The organism is Virgibacillus salexigens (assembly GCF_014905415.1).
Classification (GTDB): Bacteria; Bacillota; Bacilli; order Bacillales; family Amphibacillaceae; genus Virgibacillus; species Virgibacillus salexigens.
Map to the genome: position 1 here is coordinate 1,044,044 of NZ_BNEO01000001.1, position 18,277 is coordinate 1,062,320.

Consider the following 18,277-nt stretch of genomic DNA (forward strand, 5'->3'; position numbering starts at 1 on the left):
TCCTTCAAGACGTGTGCATGGTGTAAAAAAGGAGGGCCCATTTACAAACGTAGATGAGCCTTCTCTTTGCCTATCCATTTACTGTTTATCTGTATGTTTCAACTCAAGGTAACCAACCGGATGCCGCACAAGGTTGGTAATACCTTCTTGCAATATCTCAACTTGATTGTAATAGCGAACCGGAAATGCTGGCATTTCTTCTGCTAACAGCTTCTCGGCTTCATACATGTATTCCCAACGCTTTTCTTCATCTGCTTCTGCTTTTATTTTGGTAATTAATTCATCATATGACTCATTAGACCAACCAGTACGGTTCATATAGGAGCCTGTAATAAAGCTTTCTAAAAAATTAACAGGATCTGCGTAATCATATAAGAATGAACTACGGGATAACTGATGCTCCAATGCTTTTTGATCTTCTTGGAAGACGTTCCATTCTGTGTTTTCTAACGTAACCTCTACTCCAAGATTTTCACTAAACATGCCTTGTAAAGCTTCGGCTACTGCCTTATTTACATCATCCGTATTATATGACAATGTAATTGCTGGCAGCTCATCGTACCCCTCTTCTTTCATCCCTTCTTCTAATAATTGCTTCGCTTTCTCTGGATTGAATTCTACTAATTCATCATTAACATCACGGAAATCCTCCCCAGATGGATTCTCAAACCCTGGTGATACAAATCCATATGCAGGTTCTACTTTATTCTTAACCACAAACTCAGCAATATTTTGACGATTCACTGCCAATGCAAACGCTTGACGGATTTTTTTATTTTGGAATGGCTCTTCTGTTACATTAAACCGATAGAAGTCTAAACCGCCTTGATCAACAATTTGTACATTCTCTCCATCAATGAGTTGATCTGACATCTCCGCTGGAATTTCAGTAGCGTCTAGATCTCCCCGTTCAAACATTTGATATTCTGTGTTAATTTCGTTCACCATTGCCCATTCTACACCATCTAATGGCACATTTTCTGCATCCCAGTATTCTTCATTTTTAGCAAATACCATCTCACTATCATGTTCCCATGACTCTAATTTGAATGGCCCATTGGCTACAAATGACGATGCTTCGGCATGCCATTCTGGATTTTCTTCGGCAACTTTATGATTAACTGGAAAGAAGGCTGGATTTGTTACAACATGTAAAAAATACCCAGTAGGACTTTCTAATTCTACCTTAAATGTTTTCTCATCAACTGCTGTTAATCCCAAATCCTCTACTGATCCTTCTCCATTATTAAAGGCTTCTCCACCTTTAATAAAGTAACCTAAGAACGCTGCCGACGAGCCGGTTTCTGGATCAAGCAACCTTTTCCACGCATAAACAAAGTCTTCTGCAACAACTGGATCTCCATTTGACCAATTTGCATTCTCTCTTAAATGAAAAGTATAGGTTTTTCCATCTTCGGATACCTCCCATTCTTCTGCCATCGCAGGCTGTGGTTGATGACTGCTATCTAATCGTGTCAGTCCTTCCAATAAATTATTCAATGGATTCCAAGATACAGAATCAAACCCAATTGCTGGATCAAACGAAGTTGGTTCCTGTTGATTATTCAATTTTAATATTTTCTCTTCTCCTCCAGCTTCCTCTGTTGTATCCCCTTCTGCATTACTCTCGGGCTGTTCTTCGCCAGCATTTTCATTGGCCGTACAAGCAGCCAAAACGAAAATGATAAAGCTAACCGCAATGAATAGAAGCCATTTTTTCTTCATACCTTTTCCTCCCCCTTTTATGTTATTGCTTTATGGCTGATGCAGCCAATAACTGCTTCGCCCGTTCATCCTGTAACCAGCAGTCTACCTTATGGGTATCGCTTTGTTCAGTAGTAACGGGATAAACTTTATCACACACCTCCATCGCGAATGGACATCGTGCAGTAAATGGACAACCCTTTGGAGGTGAGAATAAATCAGGTGGTGTTCCATCAATAGGTACTAACTTTTCTCCTGTTACATCTAATCGTGGAACAGATTTTAATAATCCCTTCGTATAGGGATGCTGTGGATCATAAAAAATCTCACGTTTCGTTCCAACTTCAATAATCTTTCCTGCATACATTACCGCAATTCGATCTGCTATCTTAGCCACTACACCTAGATCATGGGTAATAAGTATAATGGATACTCCTGTTGCTTCTTGTATTTCATCAAATAACTCAAGGATCTGTGCCTGTATCGTCACATCTAAAGCGGTGGTTGGTTCATCCGCAATAAGTAATTCCGGTTCACAGATTAAAGCCATTGCAATGACAATGCGCTGCCGCATTCCTCCACTGAATTGATGAGGATATTGTTTCAGTCTCTCCGTAGGATTTGGAATACCAACTAAATGCATCATTTCTAACGCCTTTGACTTTGCTTGATCGCTGGTAATACGATGATGTTGACGTACACCTTCCATAAGCTGCGTACCGATGGTCAATGTTGGATTAAGTGCCGTCATAGGATCTTGGAATATCATTGAAATGTCAACGCCTCGAATGGATCGCATTGTTTTCTCCGGTAATGCTGTAAGATCTTTATCCTTAAATACAATGGTACCGTTTGTAATTTTTCCTGGAGGATCAGGAATCAAGCGCATAATCGCATTCGATGTTACACTTTTTCCGCATCCGGATTCACCAACAATAGCCAACGTCTCTCCTTTATTTAAATGAAAATCCACGCCACGTACAGCTTTAATCGTACCCCCATAAGTAGAAAAGGTAACATGCAGGTTCTTAACTTCTAGTATTGTATCCATGTATACACCTACTTTCTAAGCTTCGGATCAAGTGCATCCTGAAGCCCATCACCTAAGACATTAAAAGCAAACATCGTGAACGAGATAAAAAACGCCGGGAAAAATAAGGTCCACCAATTGCCGGATAAAATAGCACCTAATGCATCATTTGCCATTACACCCCAACTTGCAAAAGGCGCTTGTATACCTAAACCAAGAAAGCTTAGAAATGCTTCCGCAAAAATCGCACTAGGTACTGTTAAAGTCATTTGGACAATGATTGGACCCATTGTATTCGGCAATAAATTCTTACGGATAATACGTGATGTAGTCGTGCCAAATGACTTTGAAGCCAGAATAAACTCGAAGTTTTTAATTTGTAATACTTGGCCTCGAACAATGCGAGCCATTCCAACCCATCCCGTAACAGTCAATGCAATAACAATCGTACTTAAACTGGGGCCTAGCACAACTAATAATAAGATAACTACTAGTAAGTAGGGAAGACCATAAAGTATTTCAATGATCCGCATCATCATATTATCGGTGCGTCCACCTTTATAACCAGAGATTCCACCATATATAATACCAATAGTAAAATCTATTAACGCGGCCATCAGGCCAACAAATAGCGAAATACGGGCACCATACCACGTTCTTGTAAATACATCGCGACCAGCACTATCCGTTCCAAACCAATGGTCTGCTGATGGAGGTTGGTATTGGTTTGGTAAGTCTTGTCTATTTACATCATACGGTGAAAAAATTGGTCCAAAGACAGCAAAAATTACAAGTAATATTAGAAAGACCAGCCCCGCCATTGCAAGTTTGTTTTTTACTAATCTTCTCCATGCATCTTTCCAATAGGACAAAGACGGCCTTGATACTGCTTCCGATGCAGTCCTATCTTGCTCCTTCCATGTAAACCATTCATCAGGAACTTCACTAGGGGGAAGAGATGAATTGGGAGTCTTATTCGCTAGCTTCATATTATTCCCCTCCCTTTTTGTGGATTTTTATACGTGGATCAAGAATACCGTAGGCAATATCCACAAGGAATAACATAATGATTAAGAACGAACTGTAAAAGACCGTAGTTCCCATAATAACTGGATAATCCCGTTGATTAATGCTTTCGACAAAATATTTGCCCATACCTGGAACCGCAAAAATCTTTTCAATAACAAATGTTCCAGTCAAAATACTTGCCAGTAATGTTCCCATAATGGTTACAACTGGAAGTAACGCATTTTTTAACGCATGTTTGATAATGATTTTCCATGGAGAGAGCCCCTTCGCTCGTGCCATTTTTATATAATCTTGTGTTAAAACTTCTAACATCGTTGATCTTGTTAATCTAGCAATGATTGCCATAGGTCCTGTCGCTAAAGCTGTTATTGGTAAAATCATATGCGCTGGGCTTAGCCACCTTGCAACAGGGAAAATCTCAAGATTAACAGCTAACTGCTGAATAAGTAATGTCGCCAATACAAAGTTTGGAATAGAGATTCCTAACACTGCAAATCCCATTGCCAAGTAGTCAATTACATTATTATGCTTAAGCGCTGCAAAAACGCCTAGTGTTACTCCAGATATAACAGCAACAATAATCGTCATTATTCCTAACTCAAATGAAATGGGAAATCCCCGACCCAGCATATCATTTACTGTTTGTGATGGCTGTTTAATAGATGGGCCAAAATCAAAAGTAACAATGGACTTTAAATAAAGAAGGTACTGTATAATATATGGTTCATCTAAATTATAATGCGCTTCTAGATTAGCCTGTACAGCTTCATTCGTTCCACGTTCACTATTAAAGGGCGAACCCGGAATCGAAACCATTAATATAAAAGTAAGTGTGACAATAATCCATAACGTAACTAACATAATCATTAGCCGTTTTAATATGTATCGCAGCATGCTTATTCCCCCTATCCCCCTATGAAAATGTTGTATTCATAGCGAGCTCTGTCATTACCAGCATCGCTTGATACGCTTCTCTTATATCCTTTGCCTGAAAAACAACGGTTGTTGTACCTGGTTCTATCTCCGTTCCTGGCATTAAATTTGCCCACTCGGCTTGACCAAAATTATTGAATTCTATTCTAAGAACTGGATGCGAAGGAGGTGTTAACGGCTTTACCTGGTGACGATTATGAATTGCCCGTTCTACTTTGTTTGTTAAAAGTTCTCCTGCTTTTTTTGGAGTTAAACTTTTAACTGCAGACCTAGATATTGTTTCTTTCACAGCTGCTACCGTAACGTGAGGAATGAGCTCTTTTGCTTCCTTTACTGCTTGATCATCTCCTGCAACAAAAATAATTGGAACCTCATAATAACCAGCAAGATATGCATTAAGTCCCATTTCACCTATTTGATGGTCGTTTATATAAAAATTGCGTACAGCATGAATCATCGCATGTGACATAACACCAAACTGCCCTGCCCTTGCATGGTATCCAATGAACATGGCACCATTATATGTATCATCCAAGCCTTGCATCATCGAAAATGGTTTGACGTCTCCGGTAATTAACTTAGCTTCTGATTCGAGCTGATCAATAAGTATATTATTCATTTTCGAATGACTATCATTAATTACAATATCCTTACAGCCATTTTGAAAAGCTGCTCTAATAACGTAGTTTGTTTCTTCTGTCATGACTTTTCTCGCACGATCATAATTATGTTTCCTAGCATCTACAAAGGTATGATCTGGTAGTCCTGTGATTCCTTCCATATCTACAGAGACATATAATTTCATGATGAGAACTCCTTTTGTATACTTTTCATTTTTACTAATTTTCTTAAATTTTAACATACACATAATCAAAAGAAAAGTCGGAAAATAAAGTATACTATCGTATATCTGTCATGTATAATCAAAATTTCAACTTACCATAACCTTAGAATCTGTAGTTCCAATTTATTCAAGTCCATTCCAACAAACTTGCTTCAACCACAAAAAACAGATGCTCGGTTACCAGCATCTGTTTTTATCAAATTATACTATTATTTCATTTTCTATTACTAGGATAACTCAGCTGCTATTTGATCTTTCGTAGCAGAATCTACTTGTACAAACGGTACTACTGTATTACCGTTTCCGTCCACACGTTCTACATCGGCACCTAAAGCTGCAAGTTTCCCTGCAAAATCAACATACCCTCGATCTAAATGTTTTAACTCTGTTACCCTAGTTACCCCTTCAGCACACAAACCAGCTAATATTAAAGCTGCTGCAGCACGTAAATCAGTAGCTGCAACTTCTGCGCCTTGAAGATCACTTGGTCCTTCAATTATTACGCTATGACCCTCAATTTTCATCTTTGCATTCATTCTACGGAATTCTTCTACATGCATGAACCGATTCTCAAACACCGTTTCTGTAATTACACTTGTACCTTGCGCAGCAAGCATAAGAGACATCATTTGCGACTGCATATCTGTAGGAAAACCAGGGTGAGGCAAGGTTTTAATATCTGTCGCTTTTAATTGTTTCGGCCCAACAACACGCAAGCCAGTTGGTTCTTCTGTAACACGTACTCCCATTTCCTCAAGTTTAGAAATAACCGAACGAAGATGCTCAGGCTCAGCATTCTCTATTAATACATTACCTTGTGTGATAGCTGCTGCAACCATGAATGTGCCAGCTTCTACACGATCAGGAATGATCGTATGCTCTGTACCTTTTAATGTTTCTACCCCATCAATGCGAATTGTTTCCGTACCTGCTCCTACAACTTTAGCTCCCATCTTATTTAGATAATTAGCTAAGTCAACAATCTCCGGTTCTTTCGCACAATTTTCAATAATGGTTCTTCCATCTGCGAGTGCTGCAGCCATCATGATATTTTCAGTAGCACCAACACTTGGCATATCTAAATAAATTTTGGCACCCTTAAGGCGTCCATTAACTTTTAGTTCAACAAAACCATTACCTACATGGGTTTCTGCTCCCATGGCTTCAAATCCTTTTAAGTGTAAGTCAATTGGACGTGATCCAATGGCACATCCACCCGGCATTGCTACTTTTGCATGACCATAGCGCGCCAATAACGGTCCGATAACAAGGACAGAGGCACGCATTTTACGAACATATTCAAATGGAGCTTCAGTTGTTAATTTATTTGATGCATCAACGGTAACTGTATTATCTTTAAATTTTACATTTGCATTCATATTGCTTAGCACTTGATTAATTGTATATACATCTGCTAATTCTGGGACATCTGTAATAACACTTTTTCCTTCACTTGCGATAAGACTTGCTGCAATGACAGGAAGCACAGCATTCTTAGCACCTTCAACTTTCACAGTGCCGTTCAATTGGTGTCCGCCTCTTACGATGATTTTTTCCATATTTCAAATCTCCTTCAGATCCAATTTCATAATATTAATATTCATTTATTAGGATAGGTGTTCCTATCGTGTATGTAGGATAGTCCGATCCATTATCTGTTACTGCTACTTGTAAGTTCATTGGAAAATTATTTACAGAAATTTTATGAGCCCATAGTGGTGTATACCCATAAATTATTTTTTTATGCGTAGATTTTTTTACTGTATCGAATTGTGTCTTTGTTTGTTGTACTTTAAAATGTTCTGTCAACGTACTTAAAAAATAATCACCACTAATTATATCATTTCCCGCAGTTGTCAGACAAGCAAATTTTTTCATGGAATCCGAGAAATATAAATTCTCTATTGTAGTCACTGTATTCTTATAGAATTCTTCAATTTCCTGACTCCAAATACTTCCTTTAATCACAACTACAATTTCTGGCTCGTACTGTTTTTGTTTTGGAACAATCACATTATATAATACGTTAAATTGATCTGAAAAGCGAGTGTCCTGAAAGGAATATTTTAACTTTTTTTCATCCTCGGTCACCAATTTGTTGAAATGTCCCTCTAGATCGTCAACTAATTGCTCACTACGCTTTCTTGAGATACTTTCTTTCATCGTAGTCTGCCACTGTTGAACCTCTAATTGTTGTGTTGTTATAAAGTTGGCTATATCAGTTAATTGATCCTGCTTGAACTCTACATCTTTAGCCATTACATTATTAGCCAGAAACATTAATAAAATACATAGAATAATAGATTTCTTCATAAAAAAACCTCCCAATTCATACGATAGCTATCTACAGTATGAACCAGGAGGTTTATAGACATACAATACAAATTACGACATGGAATGGAACGCAATACCTAAAATAAATGATTTAAATCCCGTGACCATTGAAGGATTTCCAAAAAGAAACGACTAACACCTGCACCAATGACAATTGTTAAAAATAGGATGAATATCTGCGCTTCTTTTGCTCTTCCTTTTTTTATCATAGGTTCAAAATTAATCGCCATCATTAAACGCCAAGTAAGATAAATAAATAAAATATGTGAAATAATACTAATCATTGCCTGTTGTCCAATTGAAAACATAAGAACCACCTTTATATATTACTAATAGTAACTTTGCCATGGAACAATTAAAAAGTCAATTAAAATAAGACATGATAAGCTACGAACCATTTCCCGGGAAATATCGACAAGCTCCTGCTATATATCCCATAAAAAAATCTCTCATAACAGCTGTTACAAGAGATTTTTTTATTATTTTGCGACATGAAGTCGATTTATTGCCCTTTGGAGTGCTAATTCTGCCCTCTGGTAGTCAATATTGTCTTGTTTTGACTGCAGACGTTGCTCTGCACGAGTCTTTGCTGCTTCGGCTCGTTTCACATCAATGTCCGAAGGTGTTTCAGCAGATTGAGCTAGAATAGTTACCTTATCTGGTCTAACCTCCATGAAACCACCATTTACCGCTAAGCGTTCGGTGTCGTTTTCACCTTTAAGACGAACAGCACTAATGGACAAAGGTGCCACTAGTGGAATATGTCCGGGTAGAATACCAAGTTCTCCACTTTCAGCTTTACAGCTAACCATTTGGAAACTGTCTTCCAATATTGGGCCATCAGGAGTAACAACACTCACCGTTAGTGTTTTCAATGTAACCCCTCCTTTATTGACACGGAGTCGGTTTATCTACTTATATTAAAATAAGAGTAGACCTAAATCAAAACCAATCTCCTGCCAATATCTATTATTCCATTCCTTTAGCTTTTTCAACTACTTCTTCAATACGACCAACAAGACGGAAAGCATCTTCTGGTAAGTCATCATATTTACCATCTAAAATTTCTCTAAATCCTTTTACTGTTTCAGATACAGGCACATAAGAACCTTTTTGACCTGTAAACTGTTCAGCTACGTGGAAGTTTTGTGATAAGAAGAATTGAATTCGGCGTGCACGAGCAACTACTAATTTATCCTCATCGCTTAATTCATCCATACCAAGGATAGCGATAATATCTTGCAGCTCACGGTAACGTTGTAACGTCTGTTGAACTTCAGCTGCCACCTGGTAATGATCATTCCCCACAACTTCCGGGTCTAATGCACGAGAAGTTGATGCTAGTGGATCAACCGCTGGATAAATACCTTGCTCTGATAAACCACGATCCAAGTTTGTCGTTGCATCTAAGTGAGCAAAGGTTGTTGCTGGTGCGGGATCCGTATAGTCATCGGCAGGTACATAGATAGCCTGAATTGATGTTACGGAACCTTTGTTTGTTGATGTAATACGTTCCTGTAATTGACCCATCTCTGTAGCTAATGTTGGCTGGTAACCAACAGCAGATGGCATACGACCTAGAAGTGCAGAAACCTCTGAACCTGCCTGGGTAAAACGGAAAATATTATCAATAAATAATAGCACGTCTTGCCCTTGCTCATCACGGAAGTATTCAGCCATCGTTAAACCGGTAAGGGCGACACGCATACGCGCACCAGGTGGTTCATTCATTTGACCAAAAACCATGGCTGTCTTGGCAATTACGCCAGAATCTTTCATTTCAAAATAAAGGTCATTACCTTCACGGGTACGCTCACCAACACCAGCAAACACGGAAATACCGCCGTGTTCTTGAGCAATATTATTAATTAATTCTTGGATAAGTACCGTCTTCCCAACACCGGCACCACCAAATAAACCGATCTTACCACCTTTTACATATGGTGCTAATAAATCAACAACTTTTATGCCGGTTTCTAAAATTTCTGTTTCGGTAGTTAAGTCTTCAAACTCAGGAGCTTGTCTGTGTATCGGGTCACGGCGTACATCTTTAGCCAATGGTTCATCTAAGTCAATGTTTTCACCTAATACATTAAAAACTCTGCCTAATGTTACATCGCCAACTGGTACAGAAATTGGATTACCCTTATTTTCAACTTCTATGCCACGTTTTAATCCATCTGTAGACGACATGGCAATCGTACGAACACTATTATCGCCTAAATGAAGTGCTACTTCTAAAGCAAGATCAGTAGTTGTGCCTGCATCTTCATTGATTATTTGCACAGTCAAAGCGTTGTAGATATCTGGAAGCTGTCCGTCTTCGAATTTCACGTCAACAACAGGTCCCATAACTTGTGTTACAAATCCTTTGCTCATCGATTTCCCTCCTAACTTACTTTCCAGGAAATGGGGGAACAGCTACTCGAGTGCAGCTACTCCTCCGCTGATTTCCGTAATCTCTTGCGTTATTGCAGCCTGACGTACGCGGTTATAGGTTAGTGTTAGATCATCAATTAGTTCACCAGCATTATCGGTTGCACTCTTCATTGCTGTCATACTTGCCGCGTGTTCACTAGCTTTACTATCTAATAATGCACCATATATTAAACTTTCCGCGTATTGTGGTAAAAGTACATCAAGAATTTGCTGCTCATTTGGTTCGTATTCATAATCACTGTTCGAACCACCAGACTCTTGTAAATTAGTAATTGGCAATAGCTGCGCACTTGTAACCTGTTGAGATATCGCACTTACATAGTGATTATAGAACATGTGTAATTCATCTATTTCTTCATCCGTATACAATTGTACTGTTTCTGATGCAAGCGCCTTTATATCCGCAAAGTCAGGTTGGTCAGCTATGCCTACAACACTTTTCGCAATGGGAAGTTCCATTTTTTTACAAAATTCATACCCCATACGTCCAATGGCAATAATTGTATACTCATCCTTTGATTGATGACGCTCTTGAATGGTTCTATAAAGTGCCTTTAGTACATTACTGTTATAAGCACCAACTAATCCCTTATCAGCTGTAATAACCAAATATCCACTCTTTTTAATTTCTCTATTCTCAAGCATCGGATGTGAAGCATCTGAAGTGGAATTAGCAATGTTCGCCATAACTTCTTGAATCTTTTTGCTATATGGTTCAAATGCTTTAGTGTTTTGCTCTGCTTTCGACATTTTTGAAGCAGATACCATTTGCATTGCAGATGTAATTTTTCTTGTCTTTTTTGTAGAATTAATCCTACCTTGGATATCTCTTAGTGATGCCAAGCTATTTCACCGCCCTTTCATAAAAGGTTACGCGTATACTTATCATGATACTTAACCTTCAGATGGCAAGAATGTTTTCTTAAATGTTTCGATTGCATCTTTCATGTCCGCTTCTTCTGGCAATTTACCAGTTTCACGAATGGAGTTGAGCAGTTCTTTGCGGTTTGTGTCCATCCATAGGTTCATTTCTTCTTCAAAGCGTAAGATGTCGTCAATTGCGATATCGTCAAGGAATCCTCTAGTTAGTGCGTAGAGACTCATGACCTGCTTTTCGACAACCATAGGTTTGTGAAGTCCTTGCTTCAAGATTTCCACTGTACGTTGACCTCTGTTCAACTTCGCCTGTGTCGACTTATCCAGATCAGACCCAAATTGCGAAAATGCTTCTAGTTCGCGGAAAGAAGCTAAATCCAGTCGTAACGTACCCGCAACTTTTTTCATTGCTTTAATTTGAGCAGATCCTCCAACACGTGACACAGAAAGACCTGCATTAATCGCTGGACGTACTCCTGAGAAGAATAAATCCGATTGCAAGAAGATCTGACCATCTGTAATAGAAATAACGTTTGTTGGAATATAAGCAGCGATGTCTCCAGCTTGTGTTTCAACAAATGGAAGCGCGGTTAATGATCCACCGCCTTTTGCATCGCTTAATTTAGCTGCTCGCTCAAGTAAACGTGAGTGAATATAGAAAACATCACCAGGGAAAGCTTCACGACCCGGTGGACGACGTAATAATAACGAAAGCTCACGGTAAGCTACAGCTTGTTTCGATAGATCATCATATACTACCAGAACATGCTTGCCGTTATACATGAATTCTTCACCCATTGCTACACCCGCATAAGGAGCTAAGTATAGTAATGGAGCAGGATCAGATGCACCTGCGGAAACAACAATTGTATAGTCTAGAGCACCGTGACGACGGAAAGTTTCAACGGTACTTCTCACTGTTGATTCTTTTTGTCCGATAGCAACATAAATACAAATCATATCTTGATCGGACTGATTAAGGATGGTATCAACAGCAACTGTTGTTTTTCCTGTTTGACGGTCTCCAATTATTAATTCACGTTGGCCTCGACCAATTGGTACGAGGGCATCAATTGCCTTTATCCCAGTTTGTAATGGTTCATCAACCGATTTACGGTCCATTACGCCTGGTGCAGGAGCTTCAATTGGTCTTGTGTTACTTGTTTCAATCGAACCTTTTCCGTCTAATGGCTGCCCAAGCGGGTTAACCACTCGCCCAATTAATTCCTCTCCTACAGGTACTTGCATAATTCGTCCGGTGCGGCGTACTTCGTCTCCTTCTTTAATGCCTGTGTACGGGCCAAGAATTACTATCCCAACATTGCTTTCCTCAAGGTTTTGTGCCAAGCCCATGACACCATTTGAGAATTCTAAAAGCTCTCCAGCCATTGCATTATCTAGGCCGTGAGCACGTGCGATACCGTCACCAATTTCAATAACTGTGCCGACATCACTTACTTCAATATCCGAATCAAATGTTTCGATTTGCTGTTTGATCAGATTACTGATTTCTTCTGCTTTGATGCTCATACCATTTCACCCCTATCTTCATTTGTTTGCAGTTACAATATCTCGTTCAATTCGTTTTAATTTACCACTGACTGTACCATCGTAAATGGTATTTCCTATACGAATCTTTAGTCCGCCAATCAATGAGGAATCGACCATATTTGTAAGTTGAATTTGTTTTTTATTAAAACGTGCTGCAAAGCGATTTTCTAGTTCTTTATGTTCCTCGTCTGTTAGCTCTCGAACGGAATAAACGGTTGCTTCTGCAATTCCATTAGCATCATTTACTAATTGGATAAAATGATCAATAATCGAAGATGTCATTTCAATACGATGCCTTTCAACGAGTAATTTCAACGTATGAATGACATTTGCTTGTAACCCTTGAAACACTTCGTCAATAAATTGTTTCTTCTTATCATTCGTAATCCGTGGATGCATAAGGAATCGATAAAGATCTTGATTGTGTTCCACTACTTTTTTGACCACACGAAGCTCATCTAATAGCTTATCTAATGTAGCTTTTTCTTTACCTAGTTGAAAAAGAGCTTCTGCATATCGTTTTGCAACTACTGCATCACTCATAGATCTTCTCCTACCTCTTTGATGTAGTCATTGATCAGTTTCTCCTGATCTTGTGTGCTTATTTCTTTTTCGATTACCTTACTTGCAATAAGAACAGATAAGGACGCCACTTTATCTTGTAATGCTTGCAGCGCTTTTTCTTTTTCATTTTGAATATCAGCTTGCGCTGCCTCTTTTATACGATCAGCTTCTGCCTTTGCAGCTGCTATAATTTCTTCCTGTTGTCTAGTTCCAGCATTTCTTGCTTCTTCTATCATCGATTGTGCTTCTTGTTTTGTTTGCTTTAATTGTTCCATTGCTTCTTTTGAAGCCTGTTCTGCATCTGCGCGACTTTTCTCTGCAGCTTCAATTTCGCCTGCAACATATTCTTCACGCTTCTGCATCATATTCATCACAGGACCCCAAGCAAATTTACGAACTAAAAGGAGCAATACAATAAAGAAGAACAATTGCATTAACATATCGCCGACATGGAAACCTCCCAGTGCCGCATAAATCATTGAATTATCCGTGAATGCTTGCACAGAATTCACTCCTTTCACTTCTATTCGTGAACCTATACTAACTTTAGACCACCAAAAAGTATCCTAGTACAAACAACGGCGAAGCACGATATAATGATGGTCTTCGCCATTTCAATAATAAAATCTATTACTACATAACCATTAATGCGATAACTACGGCGATGATCGGCATTGCCTCAACCAAACCTACACCAATAAACATAGTAGTTTGCAATTGACCTCTTAATTCTGGTTGACGAGCAATCCCCTCAACTGTACGACTAACGATTAAACCGTTACCTACACCAGCACCTAATGCACCTAATCCTACTGCGATTGCAGCTGCTAAAGCTCCCATAATATAAAATCCTCCTCAAAATGTGTTATAAGTTTTTAATCATTTCCTATCCTATTAAACTTTAATAGTGACAGGCTAATTAACAATATTAATGTTCTTCACTTACCTTGTGTGAAATATATACCATTGACAGCATTGTGAAGATAAAGGCTTGGATTCCTCCAATAAACACGCTGAACCCTTGCCATGCTAAGAATGGTATAGCACCACCTAAGAATCCAACTACGGACGAAGTGGTTAAGCCAACTAATAGAGATAATAATACTTCTCCAGCATATAGGTTACCAAATAGACGTAAGCCTAATGTTAAAGTATTAGAGAACTCTTCAATAACCTTTATTGGAAATAAAAACGGTAGTGGTCGAAAATAATCCTTTACATATTCTTTTCCACCACGTAGTTTAATGCCATAGAAATGTGATAATATAATGACCATGGCTGCTAAAGTTAAGGTGATTCCTGGGTCAGCCGTTGGCGATTTCCACCAAAGGTCATGACCATAAACGCCATTTGTAATAACCCCTAACATATTACCTACTAGAATATAAGTGAATAAAGTTAATGCTAGAGGAAGGAATAGCTTACCTGTTCTCCAATCCATGGCATCATTTACAATACCTTTGACAAAGTCGAGAACCCATTCCATTACATTTTGTGCACCTCTTGGTTTCATTTGTAGCTTTCTGGCACCTAGTACACATAGAACGAAAACAATTAAAGATGTAATAAACATCATTAATACATTAGACAAATTAAAATCAAGCCATGAAATACCAAATACATCATGTACTATTGGTGCAGTATGATCCATGTAATTCACCCCTCTTTCTTGCCCGAATGTTTAATATTAAGAGCAAAATCTATCATAATGACGAAATAAGATGTCATTAATCCCAAAATAACTGCGATTATGTGAAAATATGCTTCGAATCGAAGTGCGATGATGACTGCTAAAGCTGCGGCTGCGAATCGTGATACTGTCCCAAGCCCTTTTGCACGTTGTTGCTTTACTGCAGATTCTGCAAAATCATCAATCTTTTTTTGGAGTAAGTATAAGTTATAAAAACTTACTACACTCCCTAACAGCAGCCCGAGGAAAATACGTGGATAAGGTGTGAATCCAGCTCCTAATACTAGAATTGCAAGAAGATAGAACATCCATTTTCGTTGTCGTTCGATCATTTTTTTATATTCCGACATAATTCACTCTTCCTCATGTTCTTTGCAATGTTGTAAAGCTTGTTCGTATTATAGTACTTAGGAAGCTATAACCCTATTGTGTAATCCTTACTGCTTGTCATTCGAAGTTAAGATGTAGAAAATCCTATGTTTACAGCTGGGTTACAACTTTTTTATGTAACGGCTGTTTAATGAAGAAATATACGTTAACGCTGTGAAACCCCTACCATTCCACACTAAGCAAGTTTACATGAGCTACCCCTTAATGTCAATTGGTTTCGGCCATATTTTACGCGAAATTATAGAGCCAATTTGTAGAGATACATCTTCATTTTTCGACATCTTTTTAAAATGTTCCCATAAGCACTTAAATTCAACGGAAATAAAGGGAATTCCTACTACTATTATAGTGGATTCCCTTACCTCCATTCATGACATTTTTGTGAACTAAAAGGGGTGCTTGATGCAGTGATTCGATTACTTATGGTATGGCAATCATTGTCTCGTAACTTTCATATTTTCCATTGGCTAATTGTATGGTTATAATCGCCAAATAATGACCGGATTTTCCTACTTTCTTCTTATCTATTTGCCCCTCGTTCACTCCTGTATCTAACGCTTCCTTGGTCATCAAATTTCGCTCAAACATAAGGGTATCCGGATTATACAAATCAACTTCTACCCGTTTGGTCGGTTCCGTTAAATACAAGCGGTAAGTAAATTCCTCTTTAGAAAATGGTTTTAATGTAAATTCAAACCCCATTGCTTTTGGGTTATCTGCAGATTGATTAACAAACAAATAAGGTAGCCGATATGTTTTTCCTTTCCTCTCAAGTGTAATCCACCCTTGGTGAACACCGGTTTTTAATTGAGGAGAGGTTACCTTTAATTCAATAGGAACTTTCTTTTTTTCCTTTGGTTCTAACGTAAATGAAGTTGGCAATTTCCAACTATAACCAGCCTGTTTATACGGAACATTAAAACGATAGGTTTGCGTTTCATTGGTTGTATTTTCAATCACTATGTTCTCTCTTTTTGATTGACTGTAATCGGTAATCTGCCCAAATGCCAATTGTGGATCGTATAAAATCGTTTCTGTTTCCATTGCTTCCTGTGGTTTTATCAACCCCATACCTTGTATAATAGGTTGAACTAGTTGTTTATTCCCATCTTTCATTTGTACTGCTGTTGTCTTTAATGCACCATATATTTGTTGATTCGTCCAATCAGGCTTTGCTTCTTTTAATAGAGCAATTGCTCCAGCTACATGTGGTGCTGCCATACTAGTTCCTTGTAGTACTTGATAACCTCCAGGCACAGTACTTAAAATCGAAGTACCTGGAGCTAATATATCAGGCTTAATATTCCAATTCACGGTAACTGGTCCCCTCGAACTAAATTCAGCTATCGATTGCTGTTTGGTTTGGTAATGTGTTTCTAGGGAAACTTTTTGTTTATCTTTAAGTTTATCTACCAACCATTCTCCATCTACTTTAGATATGGATACAACCGGGATTTTAATATGTTGTTGCTTATTGTCAATCATTCCTTGAAATGCGCCCTCATCTTTATTATATATCACAACCGCCCTAGCACCTTTTTCCTGCGCTAGCCTTGCTTTCTCCGTAAAAGGGATACTCCCTCTTTGGAATAAGGCAATTTTCCCATCCAAATCTTTGGTTGTTTCTGCATCAACAAGATCATAAAACGTATTTAAATCCCAGGGAATAGAACCAGCCATTGGTGTAATTTCAATCTTTTTATCCTCCCATCTTTCATATAGAAAGGGAATCTCTTGCTTCGGACTAGATGCACCAACAGACATTGCTTTATTTGCAGTTGCTGGAGACCCTACTGTCCAATCACCAGGGCCATTATTTCCATTTGCAATGACAACCGCTACTCCTAACTGAGCTGCCTTATTAACCGCAACACTTGTTGGGTAATCAGGTCCATTTACATTATTACCAAGCGAAAGATTCATCACGTCTACACCATCTTCTACTGCTTGTTCCATTGCTGCAATGACTTGAATGGATGTTCCTTGTCCACCTGGACCAAGGGCACGATAAGCGTAGATATCAGCATCCGGTGCCACTCCCTTCATGTCACCATCGGCTGCAATAATACCAGCAACATGAGAACCATGTAGGGTAGGAATCCCCTGCTGTGATGTTGTCTCCATTGGATCATCATCTAAATCCACAAGATCATATCCTTTTTGATAATTTTTTTGTAAATCTGGATGCTCATAATCTATGCCTGTATCAATAACTCCCACTTTCACCCCTTCTCCTGTATAACCTGTTGTATTAAGTTCAGCAGGAAAAACTGCATTTGGATCAGCTGCTGCCTCTAGAGTTGTTGTTTGCTCTGTTGCTTCATATGTTTGCACAGTATGTATGTTCTTAACAAAATCAAGTGATTGCATTCGGTCTAATGCTTGATCTTCCCCTTGAAGTGCTATCCCATTAAATAACTTTGTATACACAGCTACTACTTCTACGGATGGGTAGTGTGTTTGTACATATTCCTTATGTTCATTTGGATCACCTTCCACCTCAATAATGATCGATTGTATATGATCCTCCGGTTCCGCTGCGAAGGAAGAGGTTATCGGTATAATTGATAATAAGCACATCAAAACAAGAATTCGCCCCATGGTCTGCACTCCTTTTCTCCTTAGCTTTTGAAGCAAAGGGAAAAATATACATATATTAAGCCCTCCAAATATTTAACGTGCAGTACAAACCAGTGATTGTGATTTTAAGTTACTAAGAATCGTTGATTAATGGTAACTAAATTAGCTCATGCTTGTAGATGAGAGCAAATATTATTGCCTTAATAGGTTTTCGGACACGCCCTGTTCCATTGGAGTCAGACCTATTTTCAGCTGTTATGATCACCGTGGTAATCACATTATAAAAGCAAAACAAAAAATCCGAACTACCATC

At 38.6% G+C, this 18,277-nt stretch carries 18 protein-coding genes; all 18 read right to left on the reverse strand.

Annotated features, from left to right (window positions below):
* Positions 1-78: 78 nt before the first annotated feature.
* The 18 genes from JKP73_RS04670 to JKP73_RS04755 all read right to left on the reverse strand — a co-directional run bounded on the left by JKP73_RS04670 (position 79) and on the right by JKP73_RS04755 (position 17,985).
* Positions 79-1,725 (reverse strand): peptide ABC transporter substrate-binding protein, encoded by a 1,647-nt coding sequence (locus tag JKP73_RS04670; protein WP_038242202.1) that lies wholly within the window; start codon positions 1,723-1,725, stop codon positions 79-81.
* A 22-nt stretch (positions 1,726-1,747) separates the two neighbouring features.
* Positions 1,748-2,755 carry an ABC transporter ATP-binding protein gene (locus JKP73_RS04675; protein ID WP_021289811.1) on the reverse strand — a complete coding sequence of 336 codons (1,008 nt, stop codon included), beginning with the start codon at positions 2,753-2,755 and terminating at the stop codon, positions 1,748-1,750.
* Positions 2,756-2,763: 8 nt separating this feature from the next.
* Entirely contained in the window at positions 2,764-3,723 is a 960-nt protein-coding gene (locus tag JKP73_RS04680) for an ABC transporter permease (RefSeq protein WP_021289812.1), read from the reverse strand.
* Between the two features lies 1 nt (position 3,724).
* On the reverse strand, positions 3,725-4,657 hold the full coding sequence (locus JKP73_RS04685) for an ABC transporter permease (protein ID WP_021289813.1): 933 nt from the start codon (positions 4,655-4,657) through the stop codon (positions 3,725-3,727).
* Positions 4,658-4,676: 19 nt separating this feature from the next.
* Positions 4,677-5,501, reverse strand: a complete 825-nt coding sequence (gene dppA, locus JKP73_RS04690; RefSeq protein ID WP_021289814.1) for a D-aminopeptidase DppA — start codon at positions 5,499-5,501, stop codon at positions 4,677-4,679.
* Positions 5,502-5,767: 266 nt separating this feature from the next.
* Positions 5,768-7,099: a UDP-N-acetylglucosamine 1-carboxyvinyltransferase gene (murA, locus tag JKP73_RS04695; protein ID WP_021289815.1), complete on the reverse strand. Its 1,332-nt coding sequence runs from the start codon at positions 7,097-7,099 to the stop codon at positions 5,768-5,770.
* 34 nt (positions 7,100-7,133) lie between these two features.
* On the reverse strand, positions 7,134-7,853 hold the full coding sequence (locus tag JKP73_RS04700; protein ID WP_021289816.1) for a YwmB family TATA-box binding protein: 720 nt from the start codon (positions 7,851-7,853) through the stop codon (positions 7,134-7,136).
* 98 nt (positions 7,854-7,951) lie between these two features.
* Positions 7,952-8,182: a DUF1146 family protein gene (locus JKP73_RS04705; protein ID WP_021289817.1), complete on the reverse strand. Its 231-nt coding sequence runs from the start codon at positions 8,180-8,182 to the stop codon at positions 7,952-7,954.
* A gap of 171 nt (positions 8,183-8,353) precedes the next feature.
* Positions 8,354-8,749: a F0F1 ATP synthase subunit epsilon gene (locus tag JKP73_RS04710; RefSeq protein ID WP_038242198.1), complete on the reverse strand. Its 396-nt coding sequence runs from the start codon at positions 8,747-8,749 to the stop codon at positions 8,354-8,356.
* A gap of 94 nt (positions 8,750-8,843) precedes the next feature.
* Entirely contained in the window at positions 8,844-10,253 is a 1,410-nt protein-coding gene (gene atpD / locus JKP73_RS04715; RefSeq protein ID WP_021289819.1) for a F0F1 ATP synthase subunit beta, read from the reverse strand.
* A gap of 42 nt (positions 10,254-10,295) precedes the next feature.
* A complete protein-coding gene (atpG, locus tag JKP73_RS04720; protein ID WP_021289820.1) occupies positions 10,296-11,156 on the reverse strand; it encodes an ATP synthase F1 subunit gamma in 861 nt (286 codons plus the stop codon).
* Positions 11,157-11,207: 51 nt separating this feature from the next.
* Positions 11,208-12,719 carry a F0F1 ATP synthase subunit alpha gene (gene atpA / locus JKP73_RS04725; protein ID WP_021289821.1) on the reverse strand — a complete coding sequence of 504 codons (1,512 nt, stop codon included), beginning with the start codon at positions 12,717-12,719 and terminating at the stop codon, positions 11,208-11,210.
* Between the two features lie 18 nt (positions 12,720-12,737).
* Positions 12,738-13,283, reverse strand: coding sequence for a F0F1 ATP synthase subunit delta (locus JKP73_RS04730; protein ID WP_021289822.1), 546 nt, complete (start codon positions 13,281-13,283; stop codon positions 12,738-12,740).
* Positions 13,280-13,807, reverse strand: coding sequence for a F0F1 ATP synthase subunit B (gene atpF, locus JKP73_RS04735; protein ID WP_021289823.1), 528 nt, complete (start codon positions 13,805-13,807; stop codon positions 13,280-13,282). The genes JKP73_RS04730 and atpF overlap by 4 nt, the downstream gene beginning before the upstream one ends.
* Positions 13,808-13,937: 130 nt before the next feature.
* Positions 13,938-14,144, reverse strand: a complete 207-nt coding sequence (gene atpE / locus JKP73_RS04740; RefSeq protein WP_021289824.1) for a F0F1 ATP synthase subunit C — start codon at positions 14,142-14,144, stop codon at positions 13,938-13,940.
* Positions 14,145-14,232: 88 nt separating this feature from the next.
* Entirely contained in the window at positions 14,233-14,955 is a 723-nt protein-coding gene (gene atpB, locus JKP73_RS04745; protein WP_021289825.1) for a F0F1 ATP synthase subunit A, read from the reverse strand.
* 5 nt (positions 14,956-14,960) lie between these two features.
* Entirely contained in the window at positions 14,961-15,344 is a 384-nt protein-coding gene (locus tag JKP73_RS04750; protein ID WP_160806823.1) for an ATP synthase subunit I, read from the reverse strand.
* A 460-nt stretch (positions 15,345-15,804) separates the two neighbouring features.
* Positions 15,805-17,985 (reverse strand): S8 family serine peptidase, encoded by a 2,181-nt coding sequence (locus JKP73_RS04755; protein ID WP_200410954.1) that lies wholly within the window; start codon positions 17,983-17,985, stop codon positions 15,805-15,807.
* Positions 17,986-18,277 lie beyond the last annotated feature (292 nt).

Bases quoted from the DNA above. Each gene is read 5' to 3' on its own strand.
- JKP73_RS04705 (WP_021289817.1), bottom strand. From the start codon at position 8,182: ATGTTTTCAATTGGACAACAGGCAATGATTAGTATTATTTCACATATT.
- atpE (WP_021289824.1), bottom strand. From the start codon at position 14,144: ATGGGAGCTTTAGCAGCTGCAATCGCAGTAGGATTAGGTGCATTAGGT.
- murA (WP_021289815.1), bottom strand. From the start codon at position 7,099: ATGGAAAAAATCATCGTAAGAGGCGGACACCAATTGAACGGCACTGTG.
- JKP73_RS04680 (WP_021289812.1), bottom strand. From the start codon at position 3,723: ATGAAGCTAGCGAATAAGACTCCCAATTCATCTCTTCCCCCTAGTGAA.
- JKP73_RS04670 (WP_038242202.1), bottom strand. From the start codon at position 1,725: ATGAAGAAAAAATGGCTTCTATTCATTGCGGTTAGCTTTATCATTTTC.
- atpD (WP_021289819.1), bottom strand. From the start codon at position 10,253: ATGAGCAAAGGATTTGTAACACAAGTTATGGGACCTGTTGTTGACGTG.
- JKP73_RS04685 (WP_021289813.1), bottom strand. From the start codon at position 4,657: ATGCTGCGATACATATTAAAACGGCTAATGATTATGTTAGTTACGTTA.
- JKP73_RS04700 (WP_021289816.1), bottom strand. From the start codon at position 7,853: ATGAAGAAATCTATTATTCTATGTATTTTATTAATGTTTCTGGCTAAT.
- atpB (WP_021289825.1), bottom strand. From the start codon at position 14,955: ATGGATCATACTGCACCAATAGTACATGATGTATTTGGTATTTCATGG.
- JKP73_RS04755 (WP_200410954.1), bottom strand. From the start codon at position 17,985: ATGGGGCGAATTCTTGTTTTGATGTGCTTATTATCAATTATACCGATA.
- JKP73_RS04675 (WP_021289811.1), bottom strand. From the start codon at position 2,755: ATGGATACAATACTAGAAGTTAAGAACCTGCATGTTACCTTTTCTACT.
- dppA (WP_021289814.1), bottom strand. From the start codon at position 5,501: ATGAAATTATATGTCTCTGTAGATATGGAAGGAATCACAGGACTACCA.
- JKP73_RS04750 (WP_160806823.1), bottom strand. From the start codon at position 15,344: ATGTCGGAATATAAAAAAATGATCGAACGACAACGAAAATGGATGTTC.
- atpA (WP_021289821.1), bottom strand. From the start codon at position 12,719: ATGAGCATCAAAGCAGAAGAAATCAGTAATCTGATCAAACAGCAAATC.
- JKP73_RS04730 (WP_021289822.1), bottom strand. From the start codon at position 13,283: ATGAGTGATGCAGTAGTTGCAAAACGATATGCAGAAGCTCTTTTTCAA.